The 24,750-nt window shown below is 73.7% G+C and carries 23 protein-coding genes; 10 read left to right on the top strand and 13 right to left on the bottom strand.

Going from position 1 to position 24,750, the window contains the following annotated elements:
• Nucleotides 1-41 precede the first annotated feature (41 nt).
• Both IEZ06_RS20575 and IEZ06_RS20570 read left to right on the top strand, forming a co-directional pair.
• Nucleotides 42-1,223, top strand: coding sequence for a sensor histidine kinase (locus IEZ06_RS20575; protein ID WP_189238330.1), 1,182 nt, complete (start codon nucleotides 42-44; stop codon nucleotides 1,221-1,223).
• Nucleotides 1,220-1,813 carry a response regulator transcription factor gene (locus tag IEZ06_RS20570; protein ID WP_189238329.1) on the top strand — a complete coding sequence of 198 codons (594 nt, stop codon included), beginning with the start codon at nucleotides 1,220-1,222 and terminating at the stop codon, nucleotides 1,811-1,813. The genes IEZ06_RS20575 and IEZ06_RS20570 overlap by 4 nt, the downstream gene beginning before the upstream one ends.
• Before the next feature lie 37 nt (nucleotides 1,814-1,850).
• Here the strand turns inward: IEZ06_RS20570 and IEZ06_RS20565 are convergent, their stop codons facing one another.
• From IEZ06_RS20565 to IEZ06_RS20525, 9 genes are all read right to left on the bottom strand, one after another.
• Complete coding sequence (locus IEZ06_RS20565; RefSeq protein WP_229798451.1) at nucleotides 1,851-2,414, bottom strand: TetR/AcrR family transcriptional regulator; 564 nt, start codon at nucleotides 2,412-2,414, stop codon at nucleotides 1,851-1,853.
• Nucleotides 2,415-2,578: 164 nt separating this feature from the next.
• Nucleotides 2,579-4,063 carry an aldehyde dehydrogenase family protein gene (locus tag IEZ06_RS20560; RefSeq protein ID WP_189238327.1) on the bottom strand — a complete coding sequence of 495 codons (1,485 nt, stop codon included), beginning with the start codon at nucleotides 4,061-4,063 and terminating at the stop codon, nucleotides 2,579-2,581.
• Nucleotides 4,064-4,203: 140 nt separating this feature from the next.
• Nucleotides 4,204-4,827: a response regulator gene (locus IEZ06_RS20555; protein ID WP_189238326.1), complete on the bottom strand. Its 624-nt coding sequence runs from the start codon at nucleotides 4,825-4,827 to the stop codon at nucleotides 4,204-4,206.
• Between the two features lie 4 nt (nucleotides 4,828-4,831).
• Nucleotides 4,832-6,169, bottom strand: a complete 1,338-nt coding sequence (locus tag IEZ06_RS20550; RefSeq protein ID WP_189238325.1) for a sensor histidine kinase — start codon at nucleotides 6,167-6,169, stop codon at nucleotides 4,832-4,834.
• The gene (locus IEZ06_RS20545) at nucleotides 6,166-7,038 is read right to left on the bottom strand and encodes an ABC transporter permease (protein ID WP_189238324.1); all 873 of its coding nucleotides are present in this window, start codon (nucleotides 7,036-7,038) and stop codon (nucleotides 6,166-6,168) included. Before IEZ06_RS20545 ends, IEZ06_RS20550 begins: the two co-directional genes overlap by 4 nt.
• A gap of 140 nt (nucleotides 7,039-7,178) precedes the next feature.
• On the bottom strand, nucleotides 7,179-8,006 hold the full coding sequence (locus IEZ06_RS20540) for an ABC transporter ATP-binding protein (protein WP_189238323.1): 828 nt from the start codon (nucleotides 8,004-8,006) through the stop codon (nucleotides 7,179-7,181).
• A gap of 178 nt (nucleotides 8,007-8,184) precedes the next feature.
• Nucleotides 8,185-8,847, bottom strand: a complete 663-nt coding sequence (gene nucS, locus IEZ06_RS20535; protein ID WP_189238322.1) for an endonuclease NucS — start codon at nucleotides 8,845-8,847, stop codon at nucleotides 8,185-8,187.
• A gap of 209 nt (nucleotides 8,848-9,056) precedes the next feature.
• A complete protein-coding gene (locus tag IEZ06_RS20530; protein ID WP_189238321.1) occupies nucleotides 9,057-10,223 on the bottom strand; it encodes an ABC transporter permease in 1,167 nt (388 codons plus the stop codon).
• A 34-nt stretch (nucleotides 10,224-10,257) separates the two neighbouring features.
• Nucleotides 10,258-11,136: an ABC transporter ATP-binding protein gene (locus tag IEZ06_RS20525; RefSeq protein WP_189238320.1), complete on the bottom strand. Its 879-nt coding sequence runs from the start codon at nucleotides 11,134-11,136 to the stop codon at nucleotides 10,258-10,260.
• Nucleotides 11,137-11,285: 149 nt separating this feature from the next.
• Here IEZ06_RS20525 and IEZ06_RS20520 point away from each other — a divergent pair, with 149 nt between their 5' ends.
• The 4 genes from IEZ06_RS20520 (at nucleotide 11,286) to IEZ06_RS20505 (ending at nucleotide 14,881) form a co-directional block, all read left to right on the top strand.
• The gene (locus IEZ06_RS20520) at nucleotides 11,286-12,791 is read left to right on the top strand and encodes a 3-hydroxyacyl-CoA dehydrogenase family protein (RefSeq protein ID WP_189238319.1); all 1,506 of its coding nucleotides are present in this window, start codon (nucleotides 11,286-11,288) and stop codon (nucleotides 12,789-12,791) included.
• A gap of 77 nt (nucleotides 12,792-12,868) precedes the next feature.
• Entirely contained in the window at nucleotides 12,869-13,108 is a 240-nt protein-coding gene (locus IEZ06_RS20515; RefSeq protein WP_307827350.1) for an Rv1322 family protein, read from the top strand.
• 78 nt (nucleotides 13,109-13,186) lie between these two features.
• A complete protein-coding gene (locus tag IEZ06_RS20510) occupies nucleotides 13,187-13,900 on the top strand; it encodes an alpha/beta hydrolase (RefSeq protein ID WP_189238317.1) in 714 nt (237 codons plus the stop codon).
• Between the two features lie 207 nt (nucleotides 13,901-14,107).
• A complete protein-coding gene (locus IEZ06_RS20505; protein WP_189238316.1) occupies nucleotides 14,108-14,881 on the top strand; it encodes an alpha/beta fold hydrolase in 774 nt (257 codons plus the stop codon).
• Between the two features lie 118 nt (nucleotides 14,882-14,999).
• On the opposite strand, the gene IEZ06_RS20500 is transcribed toward IEZ06_RS20505, so the two are convergent.
• Nucleotides 15,000-16,289, bottom strand: a complete 1,290-nt coding sequence (locus IEZ06_RS20500) for a DivIVA domain-containing protein (protein WP_189238315.1) — start codon at nucleotides 16,287-16,289, stop codon at nucleotides 15,000-15,002.
• Nucleotides 16,290-16,549: 260 nt separating this feature from the next.
• Nucleotides 16,550-16,978: a methylmalonyl-CoA epimerase gene (gene mce, locus IEZ06_RS20495; RefSeq protein WP_189238314.1), complete on the bottom strand. Its 429-nt coding sequence runs from the start codon at nucleotides 16,976-16,978 to the stop codon at nucleotides 16,550-16,552.
• 193 nt (nucleotides 16,979-17,171) lie between these two features.
• On the opposite strand from mce, the gene IEZ06_RS20490 reads away from it, so the two are divergent.
• Nucleotides 17,172-18,359, top strand: coding sequence for an acetyl-CoA C-acetyltransferase (locus IEZ06_RS20490; protein ID WP_189238313.1), 1,188 nt, complete (start codon nucleotides 17,172-17,174; stop codon nucleotides 18,357-18,359).
• A 113-nt stretch (nucleotides 18,360-18,472) separates the two neighbouring features.
• Nucleotides 18,473-19,420, top strand: a complete 948-nt coding sequence (gene meaB, locus IEZ06_RS20485) for a methylmalonyl Co-A mutase-associated GTPase MeaB (protein ID WP_189238312.1) — start codon at nucleotides 18,473-18,475, stop codon at nucleotides 19,418-19,420.
• 57 nt (nucleotides 19,421-19,477) lie between these two features.
• Here the strand turns inward: meaB and IEZ06_RS20480 are convergent, their stop codons facing one another.
• Nucleotides 19,478-20,155: a DUF4230 domain-containing protein gene (locus IEZ06_RS20480; RefSeq protein ID WP_189238311.1), complete on the bottom strand. Its 678-nt coding sequence runs from the start codon at nucleotides 20,153-20,155 to the stop codon at nucleotides 19,478-19,480.
• A gap of 56 nt (nucleotides 20,156-20,211) precedes the next feature.
• The gene (locus tag IEZ06_RS20475; RefSeq protein ID WP_189238310.1) at nucleotides 20,212-21,984 is read right to left on the bottom strand and encodes a hypothetical protein; all 1,773 of its coding nucleotides are present in this window, start codon (nucleotides 21,982-21,984) and stop codon (nucleotides 20,212-20,214) included.
• Nucleotides 21,985-22,337: 353 nt separating this feature from the next.
• Between IEZ06_RS20475 and IEZ06_RS20470 the strand changes: the two genes are divergently transcribed.
• Together IEZ06_RS20470 and icmA are read left to right on the top strand one after the other, a co-directional pair.
• Nucleotides 22,338-22,940, top strand: coding sequence for a MarR family winged helix-turn-helix transcriptional regulator (locus IEZ06_RS20470; protein WP_373293894.1), 603 nt, complete (start codon nucleotides 22,338-22,340; stop codon nucleotides 22,938-22,940).
• A 110-nt stretch (nucleotides 22,941-23,050) separates the two neighbouring features.
• A complete protein-coding gene (gene icmA / locus IEZ06_RS20465; RefSeq protein ID WP_189238308.1) occupies nucleotides 23,051-24,718 on the top strand; it encodes a coenzyme B12-dependent isobutyryl-CoA mutase large subunit in 1,668 nt (555 codons plus the stop codon).
• Nucleotides 24,719-24,750: the final 32 nt, after the last annotated feature.

The raw sequence follows: 24,750 nt of genomic DNA, 5'->3' as shown, positions 1-24,750 counted from the left end.
GGATGACGACGAATACGACGGAAGAACAGGGGACGGGGCGCGTGAGGCGCCTCGTCCCCGCGGCGTGGCCCCGGCGCCGCACGCGCTCCCAGGTCGAACGGCTCCGCCGGCTGACCGCCTGGATGCTCGGCATCGGGATCTTCCTGGCCTGGATCGGCCCGCTCGGCTGGTTCGCCGGCGGCACCCGGCCGCTCCCGATCCTGCCCTGGGCCCTCGGCCTGCTGGGGCTGGTGGCCTTCACCGTGCTCCAGGTCCGGGTGATCAGGGCCGCCCTGGAGGGCACCACCGCCCACCGGGAGGTCGCCGCCTCGGGAGCGGTGGCGCTGGCCGTGCTGCTGGTCCAGGACGGGCACCTGCTGGCCTGGGGGCTGATCGCCCCGGCCTGGGCGTCGGGCGCGGCGCTGGTGCTGAACCGGTCCGCCACGTTCGCGGCCACCGTCGTGGCGACGGTGGCCGGGGTGTTCTTCCTGTGGCCGGAGGTGGTCCTGTCCGTCTACCCGGGCGAGGAGGCGTTCGGCGGCGCGATCGGCGGTTACGTGGGAGCGTCCCTGACCGTGCCGTGGATGAACCGGTTCCAGCTCTGGTTCTGGGAGGTGGTCCGGGCCGCGGAGGCCGGCAAGGCGGCGCAGGCGCAGCTGGCCGTGACCGAGGAGCGGCTCCGCTTCGCCCGCGACCTGCACGACCTGGTCGGCCACAGCCTCTCCGCGATCGCGGTCAAGAGCGAGGTGGCGGCCAAGCTGGCCGGCAGCGACACCGGCCGGGCCGCGGCCGAGATGGACGCGGTGCGGGGGCTGGCCCGGGAGGCGCTGAAGGAGATCCGCACGGCGGTGCGCGGCTACCGGACGGTCGACTTCGAGGCCGAGCTGCGCAGCATGGTCGCGGTGCTGGAGGCGGGGGGCGTCCGCTGCACCCTGGAGACGCCGCCGGACGGCGTGCCGGAGGAGGGCGCCGGCCTGCTGGCCTGGGTGGCCCGCGAGGGCACCACCAACGTGCTGCGGCACAGCTCGGCGACCCGCTGCCGGATCTCCGTCGCGGTGCACGGCGGCACGGCGGTGCTGGAGATGGTCAACGACGGCGTGACCGGGACGGACGCCCGCGGCGGCACGGGCCTGATCGGCCTGTCGGAGCGGCTGGCCCCCTCGGGCGGCACGGTCACCGCCGGATCCGGGAGACCCGGGGAGTTCAGGCTGCGGGCGACGGTCCCGCTGGAGGGAGCACGATGATCCGGGTCCTGCTGGCCGACGACGAGCACCTGATCCGGGAGGCGATCGCCACGCTGCTCGGGCTGGAGCCGGACATCGAGGTGGTGGCCCAGGTGGCCAGGGGCGACCACGTGGCGCAGGCCGTACGGGAGCACGCTCCCGACGTGATCGTGCTGGACATCGAGATGCCGGGCATGGACGGGCTGAGCGTGGCCGAGACGCTGCCGGGGCACTCCGTGCTGATGCTGACCAGCTTCGGCCGGCCCGGCTACCTGCGGCGGGCGCTGGCGGCGGGGGTGCGCGGCTTCGTGCCCAAGGACGCCTCCTCCGACGAGCTGGCGGCGGCGATCCGAAAGGTCTGCGCGGGAGGCCGCTACCTCGACCCGGAGATGGCCGCCTCGGCGATGATGGCGGGGGAGAGCCCGCTGACCGACCGGGAGCGGGACGCGCTGGCGCAGGCGGCGCGGGGCGCCTCGGTCGGGGAGATCGCGGCCGCGCTCCACCTCACCGAGGGCACCGTCCGCAACTACCTGTCCAGTGCGATCACCAAGCTGGGCGCCGCCAACCGGATCACCGCCATCCGGGCCGCCCAGGAGAAGGGCTGGCTCTGACCGGCGGTCCCGGGCTCGGCGACCGGCGGTCCCGGGCTCAGCCGACCAGGGACCGGCGGAAGATGTGCACGGCCGTGCCGACCAGACGGTCGACCGGGGGCGGGTCGGCGGCCAGCGTCCACTCGATGAGCAGTTCCTGGACCACGCCGAGCAGGCCGAGCACGACCAGGCGCGGCTCCACCCCGCCCCTCTCCGGCAGTTCGAAGAGGCTGGTCTCCAGGATCTGGCAGAAGGCCGCCGAGGTCTGCCGGCGGGACGCGGTGAAGCCGTCGTGGGCCCGCCGTACCTCCAGGTACATGATCCGGGCGCGGCGCCTGTCCCCGGTGATGAACCGGATGTACTCCGAGATGCCCGCCTCGATCCGGTCGGGCAGCGTGTCGGGAGCCCGATCGACGGCCTTCGCCACCGTCTCCAGGGTCTCCCGCACGCACCGGTCGTACACCACCAGCATCAGCTCGTCGCGGCTCTCGAAGCACTCGTAGAACGCGCGGTTGGAGATGCGCGCGACGGTGCAGAGCTTCTCGATCGTGGTGTCGGGGAAGCCGAGCTCGGAGTAGAGGACGTAGGCCGCCGAGATCAGGCGCTCCCGGCGTTCCGCCAACCGCTCCTCCGCCGACATTCCTCTATAGGATCGACCATTCATGCAAGCCCTCGCCGTGGGGGAGGGCTTGACAAGTCCAGGCATATTCGCTTCCACCTCATGATCTTTGCTCCCCGAACCAACTATTATGGGTGCAAGATCCTTTTCAGGGAAGAGGGAATGCGCTATCTCTTCCGGCGACCGTGCAAGAAAGTCACAACTTTCACCAGTTGGTCAAGCTCCTTCTGCCCGCGGTCGAACGAGGTGAGGTTCATCCCGGGCAGGGCGAAGCGCTGCCGGGCGATCGCCTTGGGCCGGGCGAACTCGCGCAGGCCGTCCGCGCCGTGGATCCGGCCGAAGCCGGAGTCGCCGAGACCGCCGAAGGGCAGGGCGGGCACCGAGGCGAAGGAGATGACCGAGTTGATCGCGGTCATCCCGCTGCGCATCCGGCGCGCGAGCTCCACCGCCCGCCGCGCGTCGCCCGAGAAGACCGTTCCGGCCAGGCCGTACGCGGTGGCGTTGGCCCTCTCCAGCGCCTCCTCCGCGTCGGCGACGCGCTTGACCGTCACCGTCGGGCCGAACGTCTCCTCGCGGACCGCCGGGGAGTCCTCCGGCACGTCCTCCACGATCACCGGGTCCACGTACGGCGCGCGCACCGATTCCGGCCCGCCCACCACGGCGCGGCCGCGCGCGACGGCGTCGTCGATGTGCCGCCGGATGACGTCGAGCTGTGCGGGCATGGTGATCGGGCCGTAGTCCTCACCCGCCCTGATCGCGGCGGCCCGCCCGGTCAGCTCCCGCATGAACGCGTCGTAGACCGCGTCCACCACGTAGACCCGCTCCACCCCGGCGCAGGTCTGCCCGGCGTTGGACATCGCACCCCACAGCGCCGCGTCCGCCGCCGCCCGCACGTCCGCGTCGGCGTCCACGATCAGCGCGTCCTTGCCGCCGCACTCGGCGACCAGCGGCGTCAGGTTCGCCGCGCACGCGGCCATCACCCGCTTGGCGGTGGCGGTGGAACCGGTGAACGCGATCTTCTGCACCCCCGGGTCGCCCGCGAGGGCGGCGCCCGTCTCGCCCAGGCCGGTCACCGTGCGGAACACCGGCTGCTCGGGCACGGACTCGGCGAACAGCTCGGCCAGCAGGACCCCCGTCCCCGGAGTCAGCTCGCTCGGCTTGAACACCACCGCGTTCCCGGCCGCCAGCGCGTAGGCGATCGAGCCCATCGGGGTGAACACCGGGTAGTTCCACGGCCCGATGACCCCCACGACGCCCAGTGGCTGGTATTCCAGCGTGGCCGCGAGGTTGGCGCCGACCAGGCCGGGGAAGACGCGGCGCGGGCCGAGGACCCGGCGCGCGTTGCGGGCCGCCCAGTCGAGGTGGATGACGGTCAGGATCACCTCCAGCACGGCGTCGGCCTTCGGTTTGCCCGTCTCGCGGTGGACCGTCTCGGCGATGCGGGCGAGGTCGCGGGTGACGACCGCCTTGTAGTCGAGCAGCCGCCGCCTGCGCTCGGCCCGGCTCAGCCCGCCCCACCACTGCGCGGCGCGCCCCGCCTCGGCCACGGCCGCGCGCACGGCCGCGGCGTCGTGGACCGGGTGGGTCCCGACGACGGTCCCGGTGGCGGGGTCGAGGGAGTCGAAGGTGCGCTGTCCGGTCGCCGTGGACATCACGGGCCTCCTCGCGTGCGGGGCGGACGCCCGGCGGTGGCGCGCTCCCGGGCTCCCGCACGGGCGCGGCCGGCCGCACGGGCGCGGTGGGCCCACGATAGACCGGGTCCGCCCACGGGGTAAACCATCACTTACCCCTCTTACCGGATGAGGAGTCCCAGGTCCATGGCCGTGGTGACGGCGGCGGTGCGGTCGGAGACGCCGAGCTTGCCGAAGACCCGCAGCAGGTGCGTCTTGACGGTGGTCTCGCTGATGAACAGGGCCCGGCCGATCTCGGCGTTGGTCAGCCCGCGCGCGACCAGGGAGAGCACCTCGGTCTCGCGCGGGGAGAGCGACTCGGCCGCGGGCGCCCGCATGCGCGAGACCAGCCGGGTCGCCACCGACGGCGAGAGCACCGTCTCCCCCCGGGAGGCCGAGACGACCGCGGCCAGCAGGTCGGCCCGGGAGGTGTCCTTGAGCAGGTAACCGGCGGCCCCGGCCTCGACGGCGCGCACGATGTCCTGGTCCGTCTCGTAGGTGGTCAGCACGATCACCCGGCTCCCCGGCCGGTCCGCCAGGATGCGGGGGATCGCGGCCACCCCGTCGCCGCCGGGCATGCGCAGGTCCATCAGGATCACGTCCGGCGCGAGCTCGCGCGCCCGCACGACCGCCTCGTCCCCGGACGCCGCCTCGCCGACCACGGTGAGCCGCGGGTCGGACTCCAGCATCCCGCGCAGCCCCTCCCGGACCACCGGGTGGTCGTCGACGATCATCAGACGCAGCATGCGGTCACACTCCCTGCTCTGCGGGGGCGGCGGCTTCCGGGGAAGCGCCGTCCGGTCCCGCGGTCCCGGCGGTCCCCCGGGCCGGGTCCTCCGGGGAGGACTCCGGGCCGGTGGGAACGGTCACGGCCAGGACGGTCCCCGCACCGGGCGCACCGGCCAGGGTGAGCGTCCCGCCGACCTGCTCCGCCCGGGCGCGCATCCCGCGCAGGCCGTACCCGCCGGCGGCCTCCGGATCGAGGCCGATCCCGTCGTCGCGGACCTCCAGCGTCACGGTCCCCGGCCCGTAGACCGCGCGGACGTCCACCCTGCTCGCCCCCGCGTGCTTGCGCACGTTCGCCAGGGCCTCCTGCGCGGCGCGGATGAGGACCACCTCGGCGGGCGGCGGCAGCGGGCGCGACCGCCCGCCGACGGCGGCGACGGCCTCGATCCCCGTCTCCTCGCCCAGCCGCGCGGTGAGCCTGCGCAGGGCCTCGTCCAGCGTCGAGCCGTCCAGCGGGGCGGGGGACAGGGCCGCGATCAGCCCCCGGGCCTCGGCCAGGTTCTCCCGCGCGGTCCGTACGGCCAGCGCCAGGTGCCGGGCCGGGTCCGGCTGCGCCTCGGCGGCCTGGAGCAGCATGATGATGCTGGTGAACCCCTGGGCCAGGGTGTCGTGGATCTCCCCGGCCAGCCGCTCCCGCTCGGCCAGCGCGCCGCGCTCGGCCGAGAGCCGGGCCACCTCGGCCCGCTGGTCCTCCAGCTCCGCGATGAGCGCGGCCCGCTCCTCGCTCTGCTCCATGATCCGCTCCAGCCAGACCCCGAAGACGGCGGAGAAGAAGACCACGATCGTGGTGACGGTCAGGAAGTTGAACGTCCCGGCCCAGCCGTCGTCGGACAGGGCGAAACGGAGCGCGGGCCCGAGGTTGAACACGACGACCCCCGCCACCGCGGGCCTGGCCCGCAGCACCATGAAGCACTGCGGGCACAGGCCGAAGAGCGCGAACGTGGCCGTGGGGGCGATGAGCGCGGCCGGGGTGAACAGCGCGGCGAGCAGGACGATGTAGACGAGCCCGCGGGGCCGGTCCTCCCGCACGATCGCGGGCCGGCCGAGCAGGAGGTAGACCGCCGGGACCGCGGCCAGCAGGCCCGCGGCGAGCAGGTGCTCCGGGGTGCGGGGGCCCTCCAGCACGATGAACGCGGCGGGCAGGAGCGTCGTGGCGGCGAGCAGCAGCTCCCAGCCGCGCAGCGACTCCCAGGCGTTCGGCCCGTCGGGGCCGGCGGGCCGCCGGCCCCGGCGCAGCAGCGGGAACGCGGGCCGCGCGGCCGGTCCGCGCCGGGCGGAAGCCCCGTCCGGGTCGTCGCTCATCCGTCGCGGCGGCCCTTCCAGCGGAAGGTCGTCAGGCACAGCACCAGCCCTCCGACGACCCAGGCGCCCAGGATCAGGGCGACCCGGTCGAGTTCGTATGATTTCGCCAGTTCGAGTGTGGCACCTCCGTCGCCCAGGAACACCGACCGGAAGCCCTGGCACATCCACTTGAGCGGGAAGAGCGAGGCGACCCGGGTCACCCACTCGGGGAGCTGGCTGATCGGGATGAACACGCCGGAGATGAACTGCAGGACCACGAACGGCATCGCGATCACGGCGCTCGCGCTCTTGGCCGACCGGGGCAGGCTGCTGACCGCGATGCCGAGCAGGGACGACCCGAGCACGCCGAGCACGAACACCCAGGCGAAGGTCAGCCAGTCGGAGAGCGCCGAGGGCAGCTCCAGCTCGAACATCGCCACCCCGATGGCCAGCAGGATCGCCACCTGGACGGCGGAGACGAGCAGCGTGTTCAGCGCCTTGCCGACGAAGTAGGCGGCGGGCGGCATCGGCGTCCCGGCCAGCCGCTTCAGCGTGCCGTCGTCGCGGTCCCCCGCGATGCCGATGCCGAGGTTCTGGAAGCCGGTCATGGCCGCCGAGCCGATCAGGCCGGCCACGTACAGCTGGGAGACGTTCAGGCCGGTGCCCTCCAGCTCGGCCTTGAAGATCGATCCGAAGATCACCAGCAGCACGATCGGGAAGGAGAAGGTGAAGATCACCGCGTCCTTCTCTCGGAAGAACATCCGGGTCTCGAAGGCCGCCCGGGACAGCCCCACCCTGATCACGGAGGGCGGCCCGGCGGATGCGGGCACTGGTGCGGGTGCGGGTGCGGGTGCGGGTGCGGCGGAGGAGGGGGCGACGGTCTCGCTCATGGGAATCGGTTCTCCATCGTCTGCGTACGGGGGTCGCCGGATGCGTCCGGCGGGGGAGTCTGCGGGGTGCTCGTCCGGCGGGGGAGTCTGCGGGGCGCTCGTCCGGGGAGCGGGGCGCCCGTCCGGGGAGGAGCCGGAGGTCAGCCTCCGATGAGGCTGAGGTAGACGTCCTCCAGGGACGGCCGGGTCACGGTCAGCTCCGGGACCTCGCCGTCGAACCGCTCGCTCAGCTCCCGTACGGCCCGGGTGGGGGTGTCGGTCTCCAGCGACCCGCCCGCCCAGCGGACCGTGGCCTTGGCGGTGGCCCGGCCGCCCAGGGTCGCGGGCTCGCCCTCGGCCACGATCCGGCCCCCCGCGATCACCGCCACCCGGTCGGCGAGCGCCTCGGCCTCGTCCAGGTAGTGGGTGGTCAGCACGATCGTGGTGCCCCGGTGGGCCAGGCCCCGGATCAGGTCCCAGAACCGCCGCCGCGCCTCGGGGTCGAAGCCGGTGGTCGGCTCGTCCAGGAAGAGCAGTTCCGGACGGCCGATCACGCCGAGCGCCACGTCCACCCGGCGGCGCTGGCCGCCGGAGAGCTCGCGGACCCGCCTGCCGGCCTTGTCCGTCAGGCCGACCTGCTCGATCACCTCGTCCGGGTCCTCGGGGTCCGGGTAGTAGCCGGCGAAGTGCCGGACGGTCTCCCGCACCGTGGCCTCGGTCATGTCGTTCGCCGTCTGCAGCACGATCCCGACCCGGGAGCGCCACTCGCGGGTCGGCCGGCCCGGGTCCGTCCCCAGGACGCTGACCTCGCCGGCGTCCCGCCGCCGGTGGCCCTCCAGGATCTCCACCGTGGTGGACTTCCCGGCCCCGTTGGGACCGAGGATCGCGAACACCTCACCCGCGTGGATGTCGAGGTCGACGCCCCCGACCGCCTGCACGTCGCCGTACCGCTTGGCCAGGCCGCGCACTCGCACCGCTGTCGTCGTCATGCCCCAAGCCTCGCCGGGGCAGGGGTCCGGCGGTACCGACGGCCGGTGGAACGTCGTGTCCTCCGTTCGGTGGACACGGCCGCCCGCCCGGAACGCCGTACGGTTCCCAGAGCCGGGCAGGCCGCGGACGGGGAGCACGCCGTACGGAGGAACCGGGGGACCGGCCGGGCCGTACCGGCTAGAACAGCGTCGGGTTCTCCGGCTCGATGCCGCGCAGCGCGGCGTAGTCGAGGGTGACGCAGTCGATGCCGCGGTCGGCGGCCAGCACGCGGGCCTGCGGCTTGATCTCCTGGGCGGCGAAGACGCCCCGCACCGGCGCCAGCAGCGGGTCGCGGTTGAGCAGTTCCAGGTATCTGGTGAGCTGCTCGACGCCGTCGATCTCGCCGCGCCGCTTGATCTCCACGGCCACGGTGGCGCCGCTCGCGTCACGGCAGAGGATGTCCACCGGGCCGATCGCCGTCATGTACTCCCGGCGGATCAGCGTGTAGCCCGCGCCCAGCGTGGTGATGTGCTCGGCCAGCAACTCCTGCAGGTGCGCCTCGACGCCGTCCTTGATCAGGCCGGGGTCCACGCCCAGCTCGTGGCTGGAGTCGTGGAGGATCTCCTCCATCGTCAGCACCAGCTTCTCGCCGGTCTTGCCGTGGGTGACCGTCCAGGTGCCGTCCTCCTCGCGGAGCTTGCACGGCGGGTTCATCCAGTTGAGCGGCTTGAAGGCGCGGTCGTCGGCGTGGATCGACACGCTGCTGTCCGCCTTTATGAGGATCAAACGGGGCGCCATCGGGAGATGGGCCGTCAGCTTCCCTACGTAATCCACGCTGCAACGCGCGATGACCAGCCGCATGGGCCCCAACCCTACCGGCCGGGCGGGGGCGGCCGCCCGGCGAAGCGGACGGCCGCAGGGAACCCCGGCGGACCGGCGCTCCACCGGGAGACCCGGCCACCCGGAGCGCCGCCGTACGGCCCGCAGGAGGCTCCGGCCGGTCGGAGGCGAGGTACGGCCCGCCGGGAGTCCCGGCGGGCCGTACCGCGCACGTCCTCAGGGGAAGCCGGTCAGCGCACCGAAGCCGGTCGGCGCACCACCTCCGCGAGCTTGACCCGCGCGCCCGTGCGCAGGACCGCGCGCTCGTAGATGCGGGCGCCGACGGCGAGCATGCCCGCCGTCGCGACGAGCATCAGCGCCGCCGCCAGGCCGATCTCCCAGAGCGGCACCTCGCCGCCCGCCATGCGGACCGGCATGACCATGGAGGAGAACGGCGGGACGAGCGACATGACCCGGGCCAGCGTGGTGCCGGGATCCATGGTGGCGAAGAAGGCCGCGAAGTAGGAGACCATGATCAGCATCTGCAGCGGGGTCAGGACGCTGCTCACCTCCTCCTGCCGGGAGACCAGGGAGCTCAGCGCCGCCGCCATCACCGAGAAGAAGGCGTAGCCGAGCAGGAACCAGAACAGGGTGCCCAGTACGATGCCGGCCATCCCCGGGGGCAGGTCGACGGCGAAGCCGGTCGCGGCGGCGGCGCCGAGGCCGACCACCATGATCACGACAAGGTTGGCCAGCGCGAGCACGCCCAGGCCCAGGACCTTGCCGCCGAGCAGCTGCCAGGGGCGGATGGAGGTCAGCAGGATCTCCACGATGCGGCTGCCCTTCTCCTCGACCACGCCCATGGCGACGAACATGGCCGACTGGAAGATCAGGAAGAACAGCACGAAGACCACGATGGTCGCGATGCCCGTGCGCGCGGCCGCATAGCGGGTGTCGGCGCCGACGGAGACCTGCTCCAGGGGGGCGACCTGCATCGCCTGGCCGACCTTGGCCGGGTCGAGGCCCGCGTCGGTGAGCTGCTTCTGGGTCTGCACGGTCCGGTGCGCGCTCTCCAGCAGCGCGCCGAGCTCCCGGTCGACCTCGCCGTCGGCGAGCACCCGGCGGTCGTCCACCACGGCCGCGTCCACGTCGCCGTCGAGGACCGCCTGGCGCGCGGCCGCCTCGTCGGCGAACGGCCTGGTGGTGACCTCCGTCTCCCCGGCCGCTCCGGTGAGCGCGGGCTGCAGGGCGGAGGAGCCGACGACGCCCACCGTGTAGGAGTCGGGCCCGTCGAAGACCTTGGGCAGGAAGGCGAACGCGCCGACCAGCACCGCGCTCACCACCAGCCCGGCGATGAACCCCTTCGTACGGCCGCGCGTGACGATCTCCCGCCACGCGACCAGCCACAGTCCGCTCATCAGTGCACCGTCCTCAAGTCGTCGTGGGGGAGGCTCATGCGACGGCCTCGCGGAAGATCTCGGTGAGCGAGGGCCGCTCCCAGCCGAAGTGCTCGACCCTGCCCGCCGCCGCGGCGGCCCGCAGGATCTCCTGGCCGTCGTCTTCCACGCCGGTGAAGAGCACCTCGTCGCCGTTCGCGGTGAGGTCGCCGGGCAGGCCGGCCGTCCAGCCGGGGGCGGCCTCCCGGACGACCACCTTCAGCACGCCGCGTCCCTCCCCGGCCCGCAGCTCCCCGACCGTGCCGCTGGCCACCATGCGCCCGGCGGAGATGATGCCGACCGCGTCGCACAGCCGCTCGACCAGGTCCAGCTGGTGGCTGGAGAACAGCACCGGCGCGCCGGCGCGGCGCCGCTCGACGAGCACCTCGGCGAGCGCGTCGACGGCGATGGGGTCGAGACCGGAGAAGGGCTCGTCCAGGACCAGCGCCTCGGGCTCGTGCACCAGCGCGACGGCGAGCTGGACGCGCTGCTGGTTGCCCAGGGAGAGCGCGCCCACCTCGTCGCCGGCCCGCTCGGTGAGCGAGAGCCGTTCGAGCAGGTCCGCGGTCGCCTTCCGGGCCGCGGCCGGGGCCAGGCCGTTGAGGCGGCCGAAGTACTCGACCTGCTCGGCGACCTTCATCTTCTGGTACAGCCCGCGCTCCTCCGGCATGTAGCCGAACCTGCGCCGGTCGGCGAAGGCCAGCGGCCCGCCGTTCCACCGCACCTGGCCGGAGTCGGCGGACAGCACGCCCATGAGGATGCGCATCGTGGTGGTCTTGCCCGCGCCGTTGGCGCCCACGAAACCGAACATCTCACCCGGTTTCACGGAGAAGGACACGCCCGCCAGCGCCGTCTTGTCCCCGTAGCGTTTGTGCAGGTCGTCAATCTCGATCATGAGGGGATCCTTCCACCAGCCGTCCCGGTACCGGAAGGCGGGCGCCCGTACCCGGGTTTTGGGTCGGGTCGCACCTCTCTGGGAGACTGGAGGGCACGGGGCGACCGAGCCCCGCCGGTGAGCGGTCCGCGGGCGTGATGGGGAGAGGGATGGCGAACACCTTTGAGACGGTCGGCGTGGTCGGCCTCGGCACGATGGGGGCGGGGATCGCCGAGGTGTTCGCCCGCGCCGGGATCGCGGTCGTCGGCGTGGAGACCGACCCCGGGGCGCTGGAGCGCGGCCGGGGCCACCTGGAGGGCTCCACGGGCAGGGCGCTGGAACGCGGCAGGCTGACCGAGGCCGAGCGGGCGGAGATCCTCGGCCGGGTGGCCTTCACCACCTCCCTGGAGGACCTGTCGGACTGCGACCTGGTCGTCGAGGCGATCCCCGAGGTCATGGACTTCAAGCGGGCCCTGTTCACCGACCTCGACCGGGTCTGCAAGCCGTCCGCGGTGCTCGCCACCAACACCTCCTCGCTCTCCGTCACCGCGATCGCGGCCACCACCACCCGGCCCGGCCGGGTGGTCGGCATGCACTTCTTCAACCCGGCGCCGGTCATGCGGCTGGTCGAGGTGGTCCGCACCGTGAGCACCGAGGACGGGCTGGCCGAGGAGGTGGCCGGGCTCGCGCACCGCCTCGGCAAGACGCCGGTGACCGTCGCGGACCGCGCCGGATTCGTGGTGAACCGGCTCCTGCTGCCCTACCTCAACCACGCGGCCGCGCTGCTGGAGCACGGCCTGTCCACCCGCGACGACATCGACACCGCGATGCGGCTCGGGGCGGGTTTCCCGATGGGCCCCTTCGCCCTGCTCGACCTGATCGGGCTGGACACCTCGTACGAGATCTGCGAGGCGCTGTTCCGGGAGAGCCGCGAGCGCCGCCACGCCCCGGCCCCGGTCCTGCGCGAGCTCGTCACCGCCGGGCTGCTCGGCCGCAAGTCCGGGCGCGGTTTCCACGGTGAGGAACCGCCCGCGAACCCCTCCGCCGAGGAGAAACCGTCGGCGAGCACCGTCGCGGTCGTCGGCGCGACGGCCCCGAACGGGACGGGCGCGGCGGACGGAGCCGCGGAGGCGTTCGCCGAGCGGCTCTCCGAGGCGGGCTTCAAGACCACCCCCGTCGAGGAGGCCGACCTGGTCGTCGCCGTCTCCCGCACCCCCGTGATCGAGCAGGCCGTACGGCTCCCGCACCCGGCCCGCCTGGTCGGCCTCAACCTGGTCGGCGACCAGGTCGCGGAGGTCGCCTCCACCGTGCTCACCTCGCCCGGCGCCGCCCAGGTGGCCCGGGGGCTGCTGCGCATCCTGGGCCGGACGCCCGTGTCCTGCCGGGACCGGGCCGGGTTCGTGGTCGGGGCGCTGCTCCATCCCCACCTGAACGACGCCGTGCGGATGTACGAATCGGGCTACGCCTCGATGGAGGACATCGACACGGCGATGCGGCTGGGCTGCGGCTATCCGGCCGGCCCCTTCGAGATGCTCGACCGGCTGGGCCCGGAGACCGTCCGCGACGGCCTGCGCGCCCTCTACGCCGAGTACCGCGACCCCTCCTTCGCCCCCGCGCCGCTCCTCGACCAGCTCGTCACGGCCGGTGTGCGGAGCATCCGCGACCTGTCGTCGTGAGCCCGCGCAAGGCACGGCGGATGGACCCCTTCGACCGCGGCGGAAACCGGGGCGGAGCCCGTCCCGTCGGAGGCTTCGTGCCCGGAGTCGACCAGGTGGAGGAGTGGCCGGACGGCGACTGGCACGTGCGCCGGGTCACCGGCGCGGCGGCCGGCAAGGTCTACCGGTGCCCCGGGTGCGACCAGGAGATCCGGGCGGGGCTTCCGCACCTGGTGAGCTGGCCCGCCTGGGCGGGCGGAGAGGACGAGCGCAGGCACTGGCACACCGCCTGCTGGCGCAACCGGACCAGGCGCGGCCCCGGCCGGAGCCGATACTGAGGGCCGGCGGGCGCCGGACGCGTCCCGGGTCCACCGGTCGCGGAGTCCTGCGCCCACCGGCGGTGAAGAAGGAGAACGATGGAGATCCGGGCCTCTACGGTCCTGCCCGCGCGGCGCGAGCCGATCGAGCTGCACACCGGTGACGGGCTGACCCTCGTCGGCGAGCTGGCCCTCCCGCCGGAGCGCCCTCCGGTGGCCACGCTCGTCTGCCTGCACCCGCTGCCCACGCACGGCGGCATGATGGACAGCCACCTGTACAAGAAGGCCGCCAACCGGCTGCCCGCCCTGGCGGACCTGGCGGTGCTGCGTTTCAACACCCGCGGTACGGCCTCCGAGCGGGGCACCTCCGAGGGGGCCTTCGCCGACGGGGAGGGCGAGCGGTTCGACGTCGCGGCCGCGCTGGAGTACGCCGAGTTCCACGACCTGCCCCGGCCGTGGCTGGTCGGCTGGTCCTTCGGCACCGAGCTGACGCTCAAGTGGGGGCACGACCCGGCGGTGCAGGGGGCGATCCTGCTCTCGCCGCCGCTGCACCGGGCCACCGACGCCGACCTCGACGCGTGGGCGGCGTTCGGCCGCCCGCTCACCGCCCTGGTCCCGGAGCTCGACGACTACCTCCGGCCGGAGGAGGCGCGTCGGCGCTTCGCCCGGGTCCCGCAGGCCGAGGTCGTCGGCGTGGACGGCGCCAAGCACCTGTGGGTCGGCGAGCCGTACGTGCGGATCGTGTTCGACGAGATCGTCCGCCGGGTGAACCCCGCCGCCCACCCCCTGCCCACCGAGGTCGCCGGGGCGTAGGCCCCCGCCGACCCCCCGCCTGCCGAGGCCGCCGGGGCGCGGGGCCCGCCCGCCCTCCCGTCCGGGGGCGTGCCGCGGGGCCCGTCCGTCCTCCCGTCCGGGGAGGTGCCGCGGTGGCCCCGGGCGGGTGGCCGCCGACGGCCGCCCGTGCGACCCGTCAAGCGTCAGGGGGTGCCAGAGCGGCGGTCCCGGATTACGGTGGACGGCGTGCGCCTGTACACCCGGTCGGCGGGCGAGGGACTCCCGGTCGTCCTTCTCCACGCGTTCCCGATGTCATCGACGATGTGGCTGGCCCAGCGCGAGGGCCTCGCCGCCACCTGCAAGGTGATCACTCCGGACCTGCGCGGCTTCGGCGGCTCGCCGCTCGGAGACGACGAGCCCTCGGTCGACGTGATGGCCGACGACGTCGTGCGCCTCCTCGACGAGGAGGGGATCGACCGCGCCGTCGTCGGCGGCCAGTCCATGGGCGGCTACGTCACCATGGCCCTGTGCCGACGGCATCCGGACCGGGTCCTGGGGGCGGTCCTCGCCGACACCAAGGCGACGGCCGATTCCGAGGCGGCCAGGGCGGGCCGGGAGCGCATCGCCGCCGCCGTCCTGGAGCGGGGCACCTCGGTCCTGGTGGACGAGGTGCTTCCGGGACTGGTCGGATCGACCACCCGGCAGCGCCGGGCGATGGTCTTCGGCCGGGTCCGCGGCCTGGTCCAGTCGGCCCCGCCCGCCGCGGTGGCCTGGGCCCAGCGGGCCATGGCCGCCCGCCCCGACTCCTTCGGCACCCTGCGCGGGCTCAAGGTGCCGGTGCTGGTGATCGTCGGGGAGGAGGACGGGCTCTCCCCGCGGTCCGACGCCGAGGCGATGGCGGAGGCGGTGCCGGACGGCCGCCTGGCGGTGATCGAGAAGGCCGGCCACCTCAGTGCGATCGAGCAGCCCGAGGCCTTCAACCGCGCGGTGGCGGCCTTCCTGGAGGACCGGATCCGCTGAGCGGCCCGGTCCCGCGGGAGCCGTACGGGAGGCGGAGGACAGCAGGAGAGCCTGGCGACCGCGAAGGTCGCCAGGCTCTCCCGTAGCCGTCGTCGATGCCCCGTAGCCGGGGGTGGTGCTACTCCTGCCACCACTCCGCGTCGTCCTCGGCCTTCTCGGCCTTGGCGGGGGGAGCGGGGACCGGCTTGTCGGCGCTGCCGTTGGAGGAGGCGGCGATGGCCGGCTTGACGGGGGCCGCGGTGACCGCGGGCTCCGGCTCCACGGCCGGGAGCGGCGCGCCGCCGAGCAGCTGGCGGAGCTGCGCCAGGTGGCTGGTGATGCTGTCGCGCTGACGGGTCAGCTCGTCGACCTGGCGCTGGGCGACCGAGCGGCTCCGCTCCGCCTCGGCCTTGGCCTCGGAGACGATCGACTCGGCGCTGGCCTTGGCCTCGGAGACGACCTGGTCGGCGTTCTTGCGGGCGTTGGCCAGCAGCTGCTTGGCGTGCGTGTCGGCCTCGCGGCGGGTCTGCTCGGCCTGCTGGGTGGCCTTGGTGGCGCGCTGCTCGGCGGTGGCCGCCCGCTGCTCGGCCTCGGCGACCAGCTTCTGGGTGGCGGCCTGCGCGGTGGCGTGGCGCTCGGCCTCCTGGCGCTCGGCCTCCTCTCGGCGGGCGGCGAGCTGGATCTCGAACTCGGCCTCGTCCTGGGCCCGCTTGGCCTCGGACTCCTCCAGGACCCGCTGGGCCTGGGCCCGCATCTCGTCGGCCTGGCGCTTGGCGGTGGTGAGGATCTCGTCGCGCTCGCGCTTGGTCGAGGCGCGCAGCTGGGCGACCTCGCGCTCGGTGGTGGTGCGCAGCTTGGCGATCTCGCGCTCGGCGTCGGCGCGCTTCTCGGCGACCTCGTGGTCGGCGGTGGCGCGGAGCTTGGCGACCTCGCGCTCGGTGGTGGAGGTCAGCTCGTCGGCCTCGCGGCGGGCGGTCGAGCGGATCTCCTCGGCCTCGCGCTCCGCGGTGCCGCGCATGTCGTCGGCCTCGCGGGTGGCCAGGGCGCGCTTCTCGGCCGCCTCGTTCTCGGCGGCGGCGCGCATGTCGGCGGCGTCCACCTTGGCCGCGGCCTTGATCTCGTTGGCCTCGGCGCGGGCGGCCTGGACGAGCTCCGTGGCCTGCTCCTCGGCGAGGCGGAGCAGCTGCTCGATCCGGGCGCCGAGCCCGGAGTAGGTCGGGCGCTCCTGCTCCTGGAGCTGGCGCTGGGAGTCGGCCAGATCCCGCTGCAGGCCCTGGACCTGCTCCCGGGCCTGGCGCAACTCCCCGTCGATCTGCTTCAGGTGGTCGTGGACCTGGTGCCGGTCATAGCCACGGAGCACCACGTCGAATTCCCGAGCGGGGGCGTCTTCAAAGAAGTTGTTGAGCTGGGCGTCGATGTCGGACTGCATGGAGGCTCGATCCTGGGTTGTCGAGACGGCTACACGGGCCGGACGGGGGGTTTCGGACATCCGAGGCGGGAGCCGGGGCGGGATCCACGTCCGGTGGTACGCCAGCGTACTCCGCCGCTGCCGCGTTGGCCTCCTCCTCCGACTATCTGCGTGACTTGTTACGTATGAGCCTTTCTTGTGTTCCGCGTGGTCAAGGTCGCCGCGGGCGGAGCCGCCGGGGTGCGGTCAGGGCCGCTGAGGGCGGAGCCGCCCGGGCGGGGTCAGGGCCGCCGCGGCGGGGCCTGGACGAGCTCGGTGAGCATCCCGCCCACGTCCTTGGGGTGGAGGAAGGCGATGGAGGAGCCCATGGAACCGTGGCGCGGCTTCTCGTCCAGCAGCCGGACCCCCCGGCCGCCGATCTCACCCAGGGCCGCCTCGACGTCCGGCACGCCGAACGCGACGTGGTGCACCCCCTCCCCGCGCTTGGCCAGGAACCTGCCCACGGGGGTGTCGGGGCCGAGCGGTTCGAGGAGCTGGATGTAGGAGCCGCCGCCCTCGCCGTCGGCGATGTGCAGCATCGCCTCCTTGACCCCCTGCTCCTCGTTGACCTCCCTGGCCACCACCGTGAGCTCGAAGGTCCGCTCGAAGAAAGCGATCTTCTCCTCCAGGTCGTGGCAGGCGATTCCCACATGATCGATGCGCATGAACATAGGACCATCCTCCATGGCGGGTGTCCGGGTACTCATGGGTATCGTGGCAAACGCGTCACGTCCTCCGCGAGGGCGCGCCGGTGAACGGGACCGAGGAGCCGAGATCTCCGAGGGGCCGAGCGCGGGGATCCGGCCGCTTCTCCGTCCGGGCCGTGACGCGCAGCGTCGCCATCGACACAGGAAGGCCCCTCCTATGCCTGGTTCCGTCATCGTCGCCGGAGCTCGTACCCCCATCGGCCGCCTTCTCGGCTCACTGTCCGGCCTGTCGGCCGCGGAGCTCGGAGGGATCGCGATCAAGGCCGCGCTGGAGCGCTCCGGAGTCGCCCCCGAGGCCGTGCAGTACGTGATCATGGGCCAGGTGCTCCAGGCCGGGGCGGGGCAGATCCCCTCCCGGCAGGCGGCCGTGAAGGCCGGGATCCCGATGTCCGTGCCGTCGCTGACGATCAACAAGGTCTGCCTGTCCGGGATGGACGCCATCGCCCTGGCCGACCAGCTCATCCGGGCCGGCGAGTTCGACGTCGTGGTCGCCGGCGGCATGGAGTCCATGTCGAACGCCCCGCACCTGCTGCCCGGCCTGCGCCGGGGGGTCAAGTACGGCGACGCCGGCATCGTGGACTCGATGGCGCACGACGGCCTGACCGACGCCTACGACCAGGTGTCCATGGGCGAGTCCACCGAGCGGCACAACGCCCGCCTGGGCCTGACCCGCGAGGAGCAGGACGCGTTCTCCGCCCGCTCCCACCAGCTCGCCGCCGCCGCGATCAAGAACGGCGTGTTCGACGACGAGATCGTCCCGGTCGCGATCCCGCAGCGCAAGGGCGACCCGGTGGTCTTCTCCGCCGACGAGGGCGTGCGCGGTGACACCACCGCCGAGACCCTGAGCCGGCTGCGCCCCGCCTTCAGCAAGGACGGCACGATCACCGCGGGCTCCGCCTCGCAGATCTCCGACGGCGCCTGCGCCGTGGTGGTGATGTCGAAGGCCAGGGCCGAGGAGCTGGGCCTGCCGTGGCTGGCCGAGATCGGCGCCCACGGCAACGTGGCCGGACCGGACAACTCGCTGCAGTCGCAGCCGGCCAACGCGATCAAGCACGCCCTCGGCAAGCAGGGGCTCTCGGTGGACGACCTCGACCTGCTGGAGATCAACGAGGCCTTCGCCCAGGTCGTCCTGCAGTCCGCCAAGGAGCTCGGCGTCCCCCTCGACAAGGTCAACGTCAACGGCGGCGGCATCGCCCTCGGCCACCCGATCGGGGCCTCCGGTGCCCGCATCGTCCTGGCTCTGGCCCACGAGCTCCGGCGCCGGGGCGGCGGGCTCGGCGCGGCGGGCCTGTGCGGCGGCGGCGGCCAGGGCGACGCCCTGATCATCCGCGTCCCCTCGGCCTGAGGGCCGGGATGGGAGACCGGGCGGCCGCCCCGGCCGCGCCGGCGTCAGGGCACCGCGACCGGGCGGCCGCTCCGGCGGCGTCAGGGCACCACGATCGGCGGGACGGAGGCGGCATGGATCTGGACGTCCTGGTCGAGGGCGTCCGCCAGGGGCGGCCCCGGGCGGTGGCCCGGCTGATCACCCTGGTGGAGAACGGCTCGCCGCTGCTGCGGGAGATCTCCGCCGAGCTCGTGCGGCTCTGCGCCGCCCGGCCGGAGCGGGCCCGGATCATCGGGCTCACGGGCTCGCCCGGCGTGGGCAAGTCCACCTCCACCGCGATGCTGGTCCGGACGTTCCGCGAGCGCGGCCGGAAGGTCGGCGTGCTGGCGGTCGACCCGTCCTCGCCGTTCACCGGCGGGGCGCTGCTGGGCGACCGGGTGCGGATGCAGGACCACGCCACCGACTCCGGCGTGTTCATCCGCTCCATGGCCAGCCGCGGCCACCTGGGCGGCCTGTCCTGGGCCGCGCCGCAGGCGCTGCGCGTGCTGGAGGCCGCCGGGTGCGAGGTCATCCTCGTCGAGACGGTCGGGGTCGGCCAGGCCGAGGTGGACATCGCCTCCCTGGCCGACAGCACCATCGTGCTGCTCGCCCCGGGCATGGGCGACGGAGTCCAGGCCGCCAAGGCGGGCATCCTGGAGATCGCGGACGTGTTCGTGGTCAACAAGGCCGACCGCGACGGCGCCCAGGCGACGGTCCGCGAGCTGCGCAACATGCTCGCCCTGGTCGAGCGGTCCTGGCGGCCGCCGATCGTGCCGACGGTGGCCTACCGCGGCGAGGGCGGCGAGGACGTGGCCGGCGCGCTGGACGCCCACCTGGCGCACCTGGAGGAGTCGGGGGAGCTGGAGCGCCGCCGCCGGGCCAGGGCGCGGGACGAGATCGAGGCGGTCGCCCTGGCCGCACTCCGCTCGCGCTTCGCCCACCTGCACGGGGACCGGCGCCTGGACGCGCTCGCCGCGCGCGTCCTGGACGCCGAGCTCGACCCCTACACGGCGGCGGACGAACTGCTCGCCTCACTCGGCTGACGGGCCCCGCCGGCGGACCGCCGGCGGGGCTCCGCCGCCCCCGGGGGCGGCGGTGGATCAGGGCTCGTCGGAGAACTTCACCGTGACCTTCGTGAAGCCGAGGCCGTTCAGCATGCCCTGCAGCATCGCCCTGGTGTTCTGGTCGGCGCGGTTGCGCAGGTCGCTGGCGAGGGCCGCCTCGGCGATCTTCTTCTCGGCCAGCACGTAGAGCTCCTGCTGGTCGGCCGGGGAGGAGGACAGGAACTCCCCGACCCGGTCGAACAGGCCGCGCTGCTGGTCGTAGACGTAGGAGCGCCGGTTGTCGAGGTTGGGCTTCTCCAGCTGGGAGCGCGGCAGCCGTACGGTGACCTCGGTGCGGTCGGGGGAGACGGTGAGCGCGTCCTTGGCCAGGCCGCCGAAGTCGACGTAGGCGTCGACGCCGCCCGCGCCGACGAAGAGGGTCCGGGTGCCCTTGATGGCGTCCGGCAGGAAGTCGGCGTCCTTCTCCAGGTCCACGATGACCTGGAAGTTGCCGGTGGCCGCCTCGAACCGGCTGAGGTCGTGGATGGACTGCAGCAGGGCGGGCTGGCTGCGGTCGACCGTGGTCTCGCCGAAGGGGTCCAGCCACGACCAGGCGACCCTGGCCCCCACGGCCAGGAGGACCACGGCGACGAGGAACCCGGCCAGGAAGCGCCAGCGGCGCCGGCGCGGGGCCGGGGGGGCGACCTCGGGGGGTGCTTCCGGGGGAGCGTTCACAGCCCGTGTCCTTCCCTCGGGGGCCGCTTTCTCACCTGGACCCTACGCGGATCCCGTCACCGCCGCGGCAGGCGCCCGGAGGCCGCGTCCCGCAGGCGCCACCGGAGCGCGTCGTGGACGCTCCCGAGCGGGGAGGCGTCCGCCCGCGGGCGAGGCTCACCGCCGTGGCGGTCCCCGGTCCCGCCGCCCGCGGGTCGGCGGGATCTGCCGCCGTGGTGGTCCCTGGGCCCGCCGTCCCCGCGGCCGCGCGGCTCCCCGTCCCCGGGGCCCCCGTGGCGGGGGAGGGAGCGGTCTCCGGGGGCGGGGCCGTCCGGGCCGCGCCGTCCGTGCGGCGGGGCGGGCTCCTCGGGGGCGGGTGAGACGGCCGGGCGGGCGAACAGCACGTCCTCGGGCGCCTGGTAGAGCTGGCCTGCGCGGGGCGTCCCCTCCGCGAGGCCCGTCCCCCCGAGGCCTGCGGTCTCCTCCCCGGCCCGCTCCCGCCTGGACCCGCCGTGCCCCTTCGGCTCACCGGTCCGCCGCGCGCCGGAGGTCTGGCGGTTCCCGGTCTCCCGGGGCTCCGGCGCCTCCTGCTGCGATCGGCGGGTCTGCTCGCTCTGGGCCGCCTGGGCGCCGAAGTGGGTGCTCTGCAGGCGGCAGCCGGTGAAGTCGGAGTAGTAGAGCCGCAGCCAGCCGCGCCGCTGGGCCTCGGTCAGGCCGGAGAACCAGGCGGCGGCGTACTGGTGCTCGGGCAGCGGGCCGCCGGGCAGCGGTTCGCCGCGCAGCCAGGCCGTCACGATGTCGCGGTATCCGTCCGCCACCGTGCCCTCGCACTCTTCGGCGAGGCCCTCCACGAACTCGTCGGCCGCCCGGTCGGCGAACCCGGCCGACAGGTCGTCGACGTGGACGGGGACCACGCCCGGTGGCAGGACGGCGTCGTCGCGCCGCGGGCGCTGCTCGACCCGGGAGAACTCGCCCGGCGTCCCCGCCAGCCGGGAGGCGATCTTGACGAACGCCGAGCCCAGCTCGTCCAGCCCGGCGCGCATCCCCGGATGCACGCAGACCATGATCGGCCATTCCTGGCAGCTGTAGACCACCCGCTGGATGGCGATCGGCTTCGGTTCGGAGAGCAGGCGGGCGACGCCGGTGCCGGCGGCCAGCACCGCGAGCAGCGCGGCGGCCAGCACGAGCGCCTGGCGGGTCACGATGGCGGCCCAGCCCAGCAGGAGCGCGGCGCTGACGCCCAGCAGCCAGAGGGTCTGGTCGGTGAAGGCCGCCGCGCTCAGCCCCTGGAAGAGGTCGTACGGCTCCCGCGTGGCGGGGGCGAGCCGGTCGGCCCAGGTCGAGCCGTCGGCCAGCCAGCTGAACAGGGCGTAGCAGCCGAGGCCGGCGAGCGCCGGGGTGATCGTCCAGGGCAGCAGCCACCCGGTCACCCAGCCGATGGTGACGTACAGGGCGAGCCCCGACACGCCCATGATCAGGCCGCTGGGCAGCAGCCGCCCCGCCTGCTCGCTGAGCATGGTCTTGACCGCCAGGACCAGCACCGTGGCGGTGTAGGAGCCCACGACGACCACCAGGATCGCCAGCGGGGCGCGCACCGCCTGCCACGTCGTCAGAGCCCTGCCGCCGGTCGCGCGCCGCCTGCGCACCGCCACCCAGGCGGCGAACGCGGCGGCGACCGGTCCGGTGATCCGCAGGGAGCCGATGAGCGCGACGATGATGTTCTCCCAGGCGCTGACACCGGGAATGAGGACGCTCCACGCCGCGACCACGCCGAGCACGAGCAGGACGGCGACCGCCACCAACGCGCTCTGCTGGAGTTCCTCGCGTGAAACGCCCCTGTGCTCACGCACGGGAGGGCGCGGGCCGGGCCCGCGCCGCATCCACCGCCGCGTCCACCGCGCCGGAGCCCGGACCGGAGTCCGGGCCGCAGCCGGCATGGCGTGCGAACGCCTTCGAATCGTCGTCCATCAAGCACCCCCCGTGCGGTGAATGTGCGGAGCCGGTCCCCTCGGCGTCCGGTCCCGCCCGCTTCCCCCGCGGGCCGGACTTGAGTCCCCGTCGCCACTTGGCTGCGGCCTCACCATTCGATGTGGGAACCATAACTGAGTGTGACGTTTCACGTCCGGGTTCTTGGCCAAGCCGCCAATCTGATCACTCTACGTATATGGGCGAACCGGGACGAGGCCGCGCTACCGTAGCCTGCGTGGCTACCGACCAGCTGAACCTGCCGTTCGACCCCATCGAGCGTGCCGCGGAGACATGGCGCACCCGCTTCGGGCCGTCGTCGGCGATGGCCGCGGTTACCTCGATCATGAGAGCGCACCAGATCCTGCTGTCGCAACTGGACACGCTGCTCAAGCCGTATGACTTGACCTTTGCCCGGTACGAGGCACTGGTTTTGCTCACCTTCAGCAGGGCCGGGGCGCTGCCGCTGTCGCGGATCGGCGAGCGGCTGATGGTGCACCCGACGAGCGTCACCAACACCGTGGACCGGCTGGAGCGGGCCGGGCTGGTCCGGCGCAGGCGCAACCCCAGGGACGGCCGCGGGGTGCTGGCGGAGATCACCGACCACGGCCGGGAGGTCGTGGCCCGGGCCACGGAGGCGCTGATGGGCGCCGACTTCGCCATGCCGATGTACGGCGAGGCGGAGCTGGAGCAGATGTTCGGCCTGCTCAGGACCCTCAGGGTGGCCGCTGGCGACTTCGCGGCCGATCAGGGCGCCGGGCGCGGCGCCGATCACGATGTCGATCACGGCGTCGGGCGCGAGGCCGGGCGTGCCGCTCCCGGCCTGGCGAACAAATACTAGGACGTCCTAGTATTTTCCGTAGGGCCCCTTCCGGGATCCGGCCGCCCACAGGCGGGCGCGGACCGCAGGAGGAGGGGCCGGGGCCACGAGCCGGACGGAAGAGGTGGGGCATGAACGCCGAGGAGATCGAGGCGGGCAGGGCGCGCTGGCAGGCGCGGTTCGACCGGGCCGCCAGGCGCGAGTCGGAGTTCCGGACGCTCTCCGGCATGGAGGTGGAGCCGGTCTACGGCCCGCCCGGGGACGACCCGCGCTTCGAGCGCATCGGCTGGCCCGGGGAGTACCCCTTCACCCGGGGGCTGCACGCCACCGGCTACCGCGGCAAGACGTGGACCATCCGGCAGTTCGCCGGATTCGGCAACGCCAGGCAGACCAACGAGCGCTACAAGATGATCCTGGGGGCCGGCGGCGGCGGGCTGAGCGTGGCCTTCGACATGCCGACGCTCATGGGCCGCGACTCCGACGACCCGCGCTCGCTCGGCGAGGTCGGCCACTGCGGCGTGGCGATCGACTCCGCCCAGGACATGGAGCTGCTGTTCGACGGCATCCCGCTGGGCGACATCACGACCTCCATGACGATCAGCGGTCCCGCCGTGCCGATCTTCTGCATGTACGTCGTCGCGGCCGAGCGGCAGGGGGTGCCGGTCGGCAGGCTCAACGGCACGCTGCAGACCGACATCTTCAAGGAGTACATCGCGCAGAAGGAGTGGCTGTTCGCCCCCGAGCCGCACCTGCGGCTGATCGGCGACCTGATGGAGTTCTGCGCCGCGGAGATCCCGGCCTACAAGCCGCTCAGCGTCTCCGGCTACCACATCCGCGAGGCGGGCTCCACGGCCGCGCAGGAGCTGGCGTTCACGCTGGCCGACGGCTTCGGCTACGTGGAGCTCGGCCTGTCCCGCGGCCTCGACATCGACGTCTTCGCCCCCGGCCTGTCGTTCTTCTTCGACGCGCACATCGACTTCTTCGAGGAGATCGCCAAGTTCCGGGCCGCCCGGCGGATCTGGGCCCGCTGGCTGCGCGACGTCTACGGGGCCAGGACCGACAAGGCCCAGTGGCTGCGCTTCCACACCCAGACGGCAGGGGTCTCGCTGACCGCGCAGCAGCCGTACAACAACGTGGTCCGCACCGCGGTCGAGGCGCTCGCGGCCGTGCTCGGCGGCACCAACTCGCTGCACACCAACGCGCTGGACGAGGTGCTGGCGCTGCCCACGCAGAAGGCCGCCGAGATCGCGCTGCGCACCCAGCAGGTGATCATGGAGGAGACCGAGGTCGTCAACGTCGCCGACCCGCTCGGCGGATCCTGGTACGTCGAGGCGCTCACCGACCGCATCGAGGCCGAGGCCGAGGCGATCTTCGCGAAGATCCGGGACATGGGCTCCGACGGCTCGATGACCTCGGGCATCCTGCGCGGCATCGAGGACGGCTGGTTCATGTCGGAGATCGCCGAGGCCGCCTTCGACTACCAGCGCAAGCTGGAGAAGGGCGAGAAGCGGATCGTCGGGGTGAACTGCCACACGGCCTCCGCCGAGGAGCCACTGGAGATCCTGCGGGTCAGCCACGAGGTCGAGCGGGAGCAGAACCGGGTCCTGGCCGCCCGCCGCGCCGCCCGCGACCAGGGCGCCGCCGACGCCGCGCTGGCCGCGATGGTCCGGGCCGCCGAGGGCGAGGGCAACATGATCCCGGCCATGCTCGACGCCGTCCGCGCCGAGGCCACCCTCGGTGAGATCTGCGACGCCCTGCGCGGGGTGTGGGGGGTCTACACCGAGCCCGCGCGCTTCTGACGGCGCCTCCGGCCGACTCCGGGCGCTCTCCG

It is taken from the genome of Planomonospora antibiotica (genome assembly GCF_014647955.1).
GTDB classification, from domain to species: domain Bacteria; phylum Actinomycetota; class Actinomycetes; order Streptosporangiales; family Streptosporangiaceae; genus Planomonospora; species Planomonospora parontospora.
This window is presented reverse-complemented; position numbering and strand designations above follow the sequence as displayed.

Coding starts and splice junctions, on each gene's coding strand:
- IEZ06_RS20570 (WP_189238329.1), top strand. CDS start 1,220: ATGATCCGGGTCCTGCTGGCCGACGACGAGCACCTGATCCGGGAGGCG.
- IEZ06_RS20560 (WP_189238327.1), bottom strand. CDS start 4,063: ATGTCCACGGCGACCGGACAGCGCACCTTCGACTCCCTCGACCCCGCC.
- IEZ06_RS20555 (WP_189238326.1), bottom strand. CDS start 4,827: ATGCTGCGTCTGATGATCGTCGACGACCACCCGGTGGTCCGGGAGGGG.
- IEZ06_RS20550 (WP_189238325.1), bottom strand. CDS start 6,169: ATGAGCGACGACCCGGACGGGGCTTCCGCCCGGCGCGGACCGGCCGCG.
- IEZ06_RS20545 (WP_189238324.1), bottom strand. CDS start 7,038: ATGAGCGAGACCGTCGCCCCCTCCTCCGCCGCACCCGCACCCGCACCC.
- IEZ06_RS20540 (WP_189238323.1), bottom strand. CDS start 8,006: ATGACGACGACAGCGGTGCGAGTGCGCGGCCTGGCCAAGCGGTACGGC.
- nucS (WP_189238322.1), bottom strand. CDS start 8,847: ATGCGGCTGGTCATCGCGCGTTGCAGCGTGGATTACGTAGGGAAGCTG.
- IEZ06_RS20530 (WP_189238321.1), bottom strand. CDS start 10,223: ATGAGCGGACTGTGGCTGGTCGCGTGGCGGGAGATCGTCACGCGCGGC.
- IEZ06_RS20525 (WP_189238320.1), bottom strand. CDS start 11,136: ATGATCGAGATTGACGACCTGCACAAACGCTACGGGGACAAGACGGCG.
- IEZ06_RS20520 (WP_189238319.1), top strand. CDS start 11,286: ATGGCGAACACCTTTGAGACGGTCGGCGTGGTCGGCCTCGGCACGATG.
- IEZ06_RS20510 (WP_189238317.1), top strand. CDS start 13,187: ATGGAGATCCGGGCCTCTACGGTCCTGCCCGCGCGGCGCGAGCCGATC.
- IEZ06_RS20500 (WP_189238315.1), bottom strand. CDS start 16,289: ATGCAGTCCGACATCGACGCCCAGCTCAACAACTTCTTTGAAGACGCC.
- mce (WP_189238314.1), bottom strand. CDS start 16,978: ATGTTCATGCGCATCGATCATGTGGGAATCGCCTGCCACGACCTGGAG.
- IEZ06_RS20490 (WP_189238313.1), top strand. CDS start 17,172: ATGCCTGGTTCCGTCATCGTCGCCGGAGCTCGTACCCCCATCGGCCGC.
- meaB (WP_189238312.1), top strand. CDS start 18,473: ATGGATCTGGACGTCCTGGTCGAGGGCGTCCGCCAGGGGCGGCCCCGG.
- icmA (WP_189238308.1), top strand. CDS start 23,051: ATGAACGCCGAGGAGATCGAGGCGGGCAGGGCGCGCTGGCAGGCGCGG.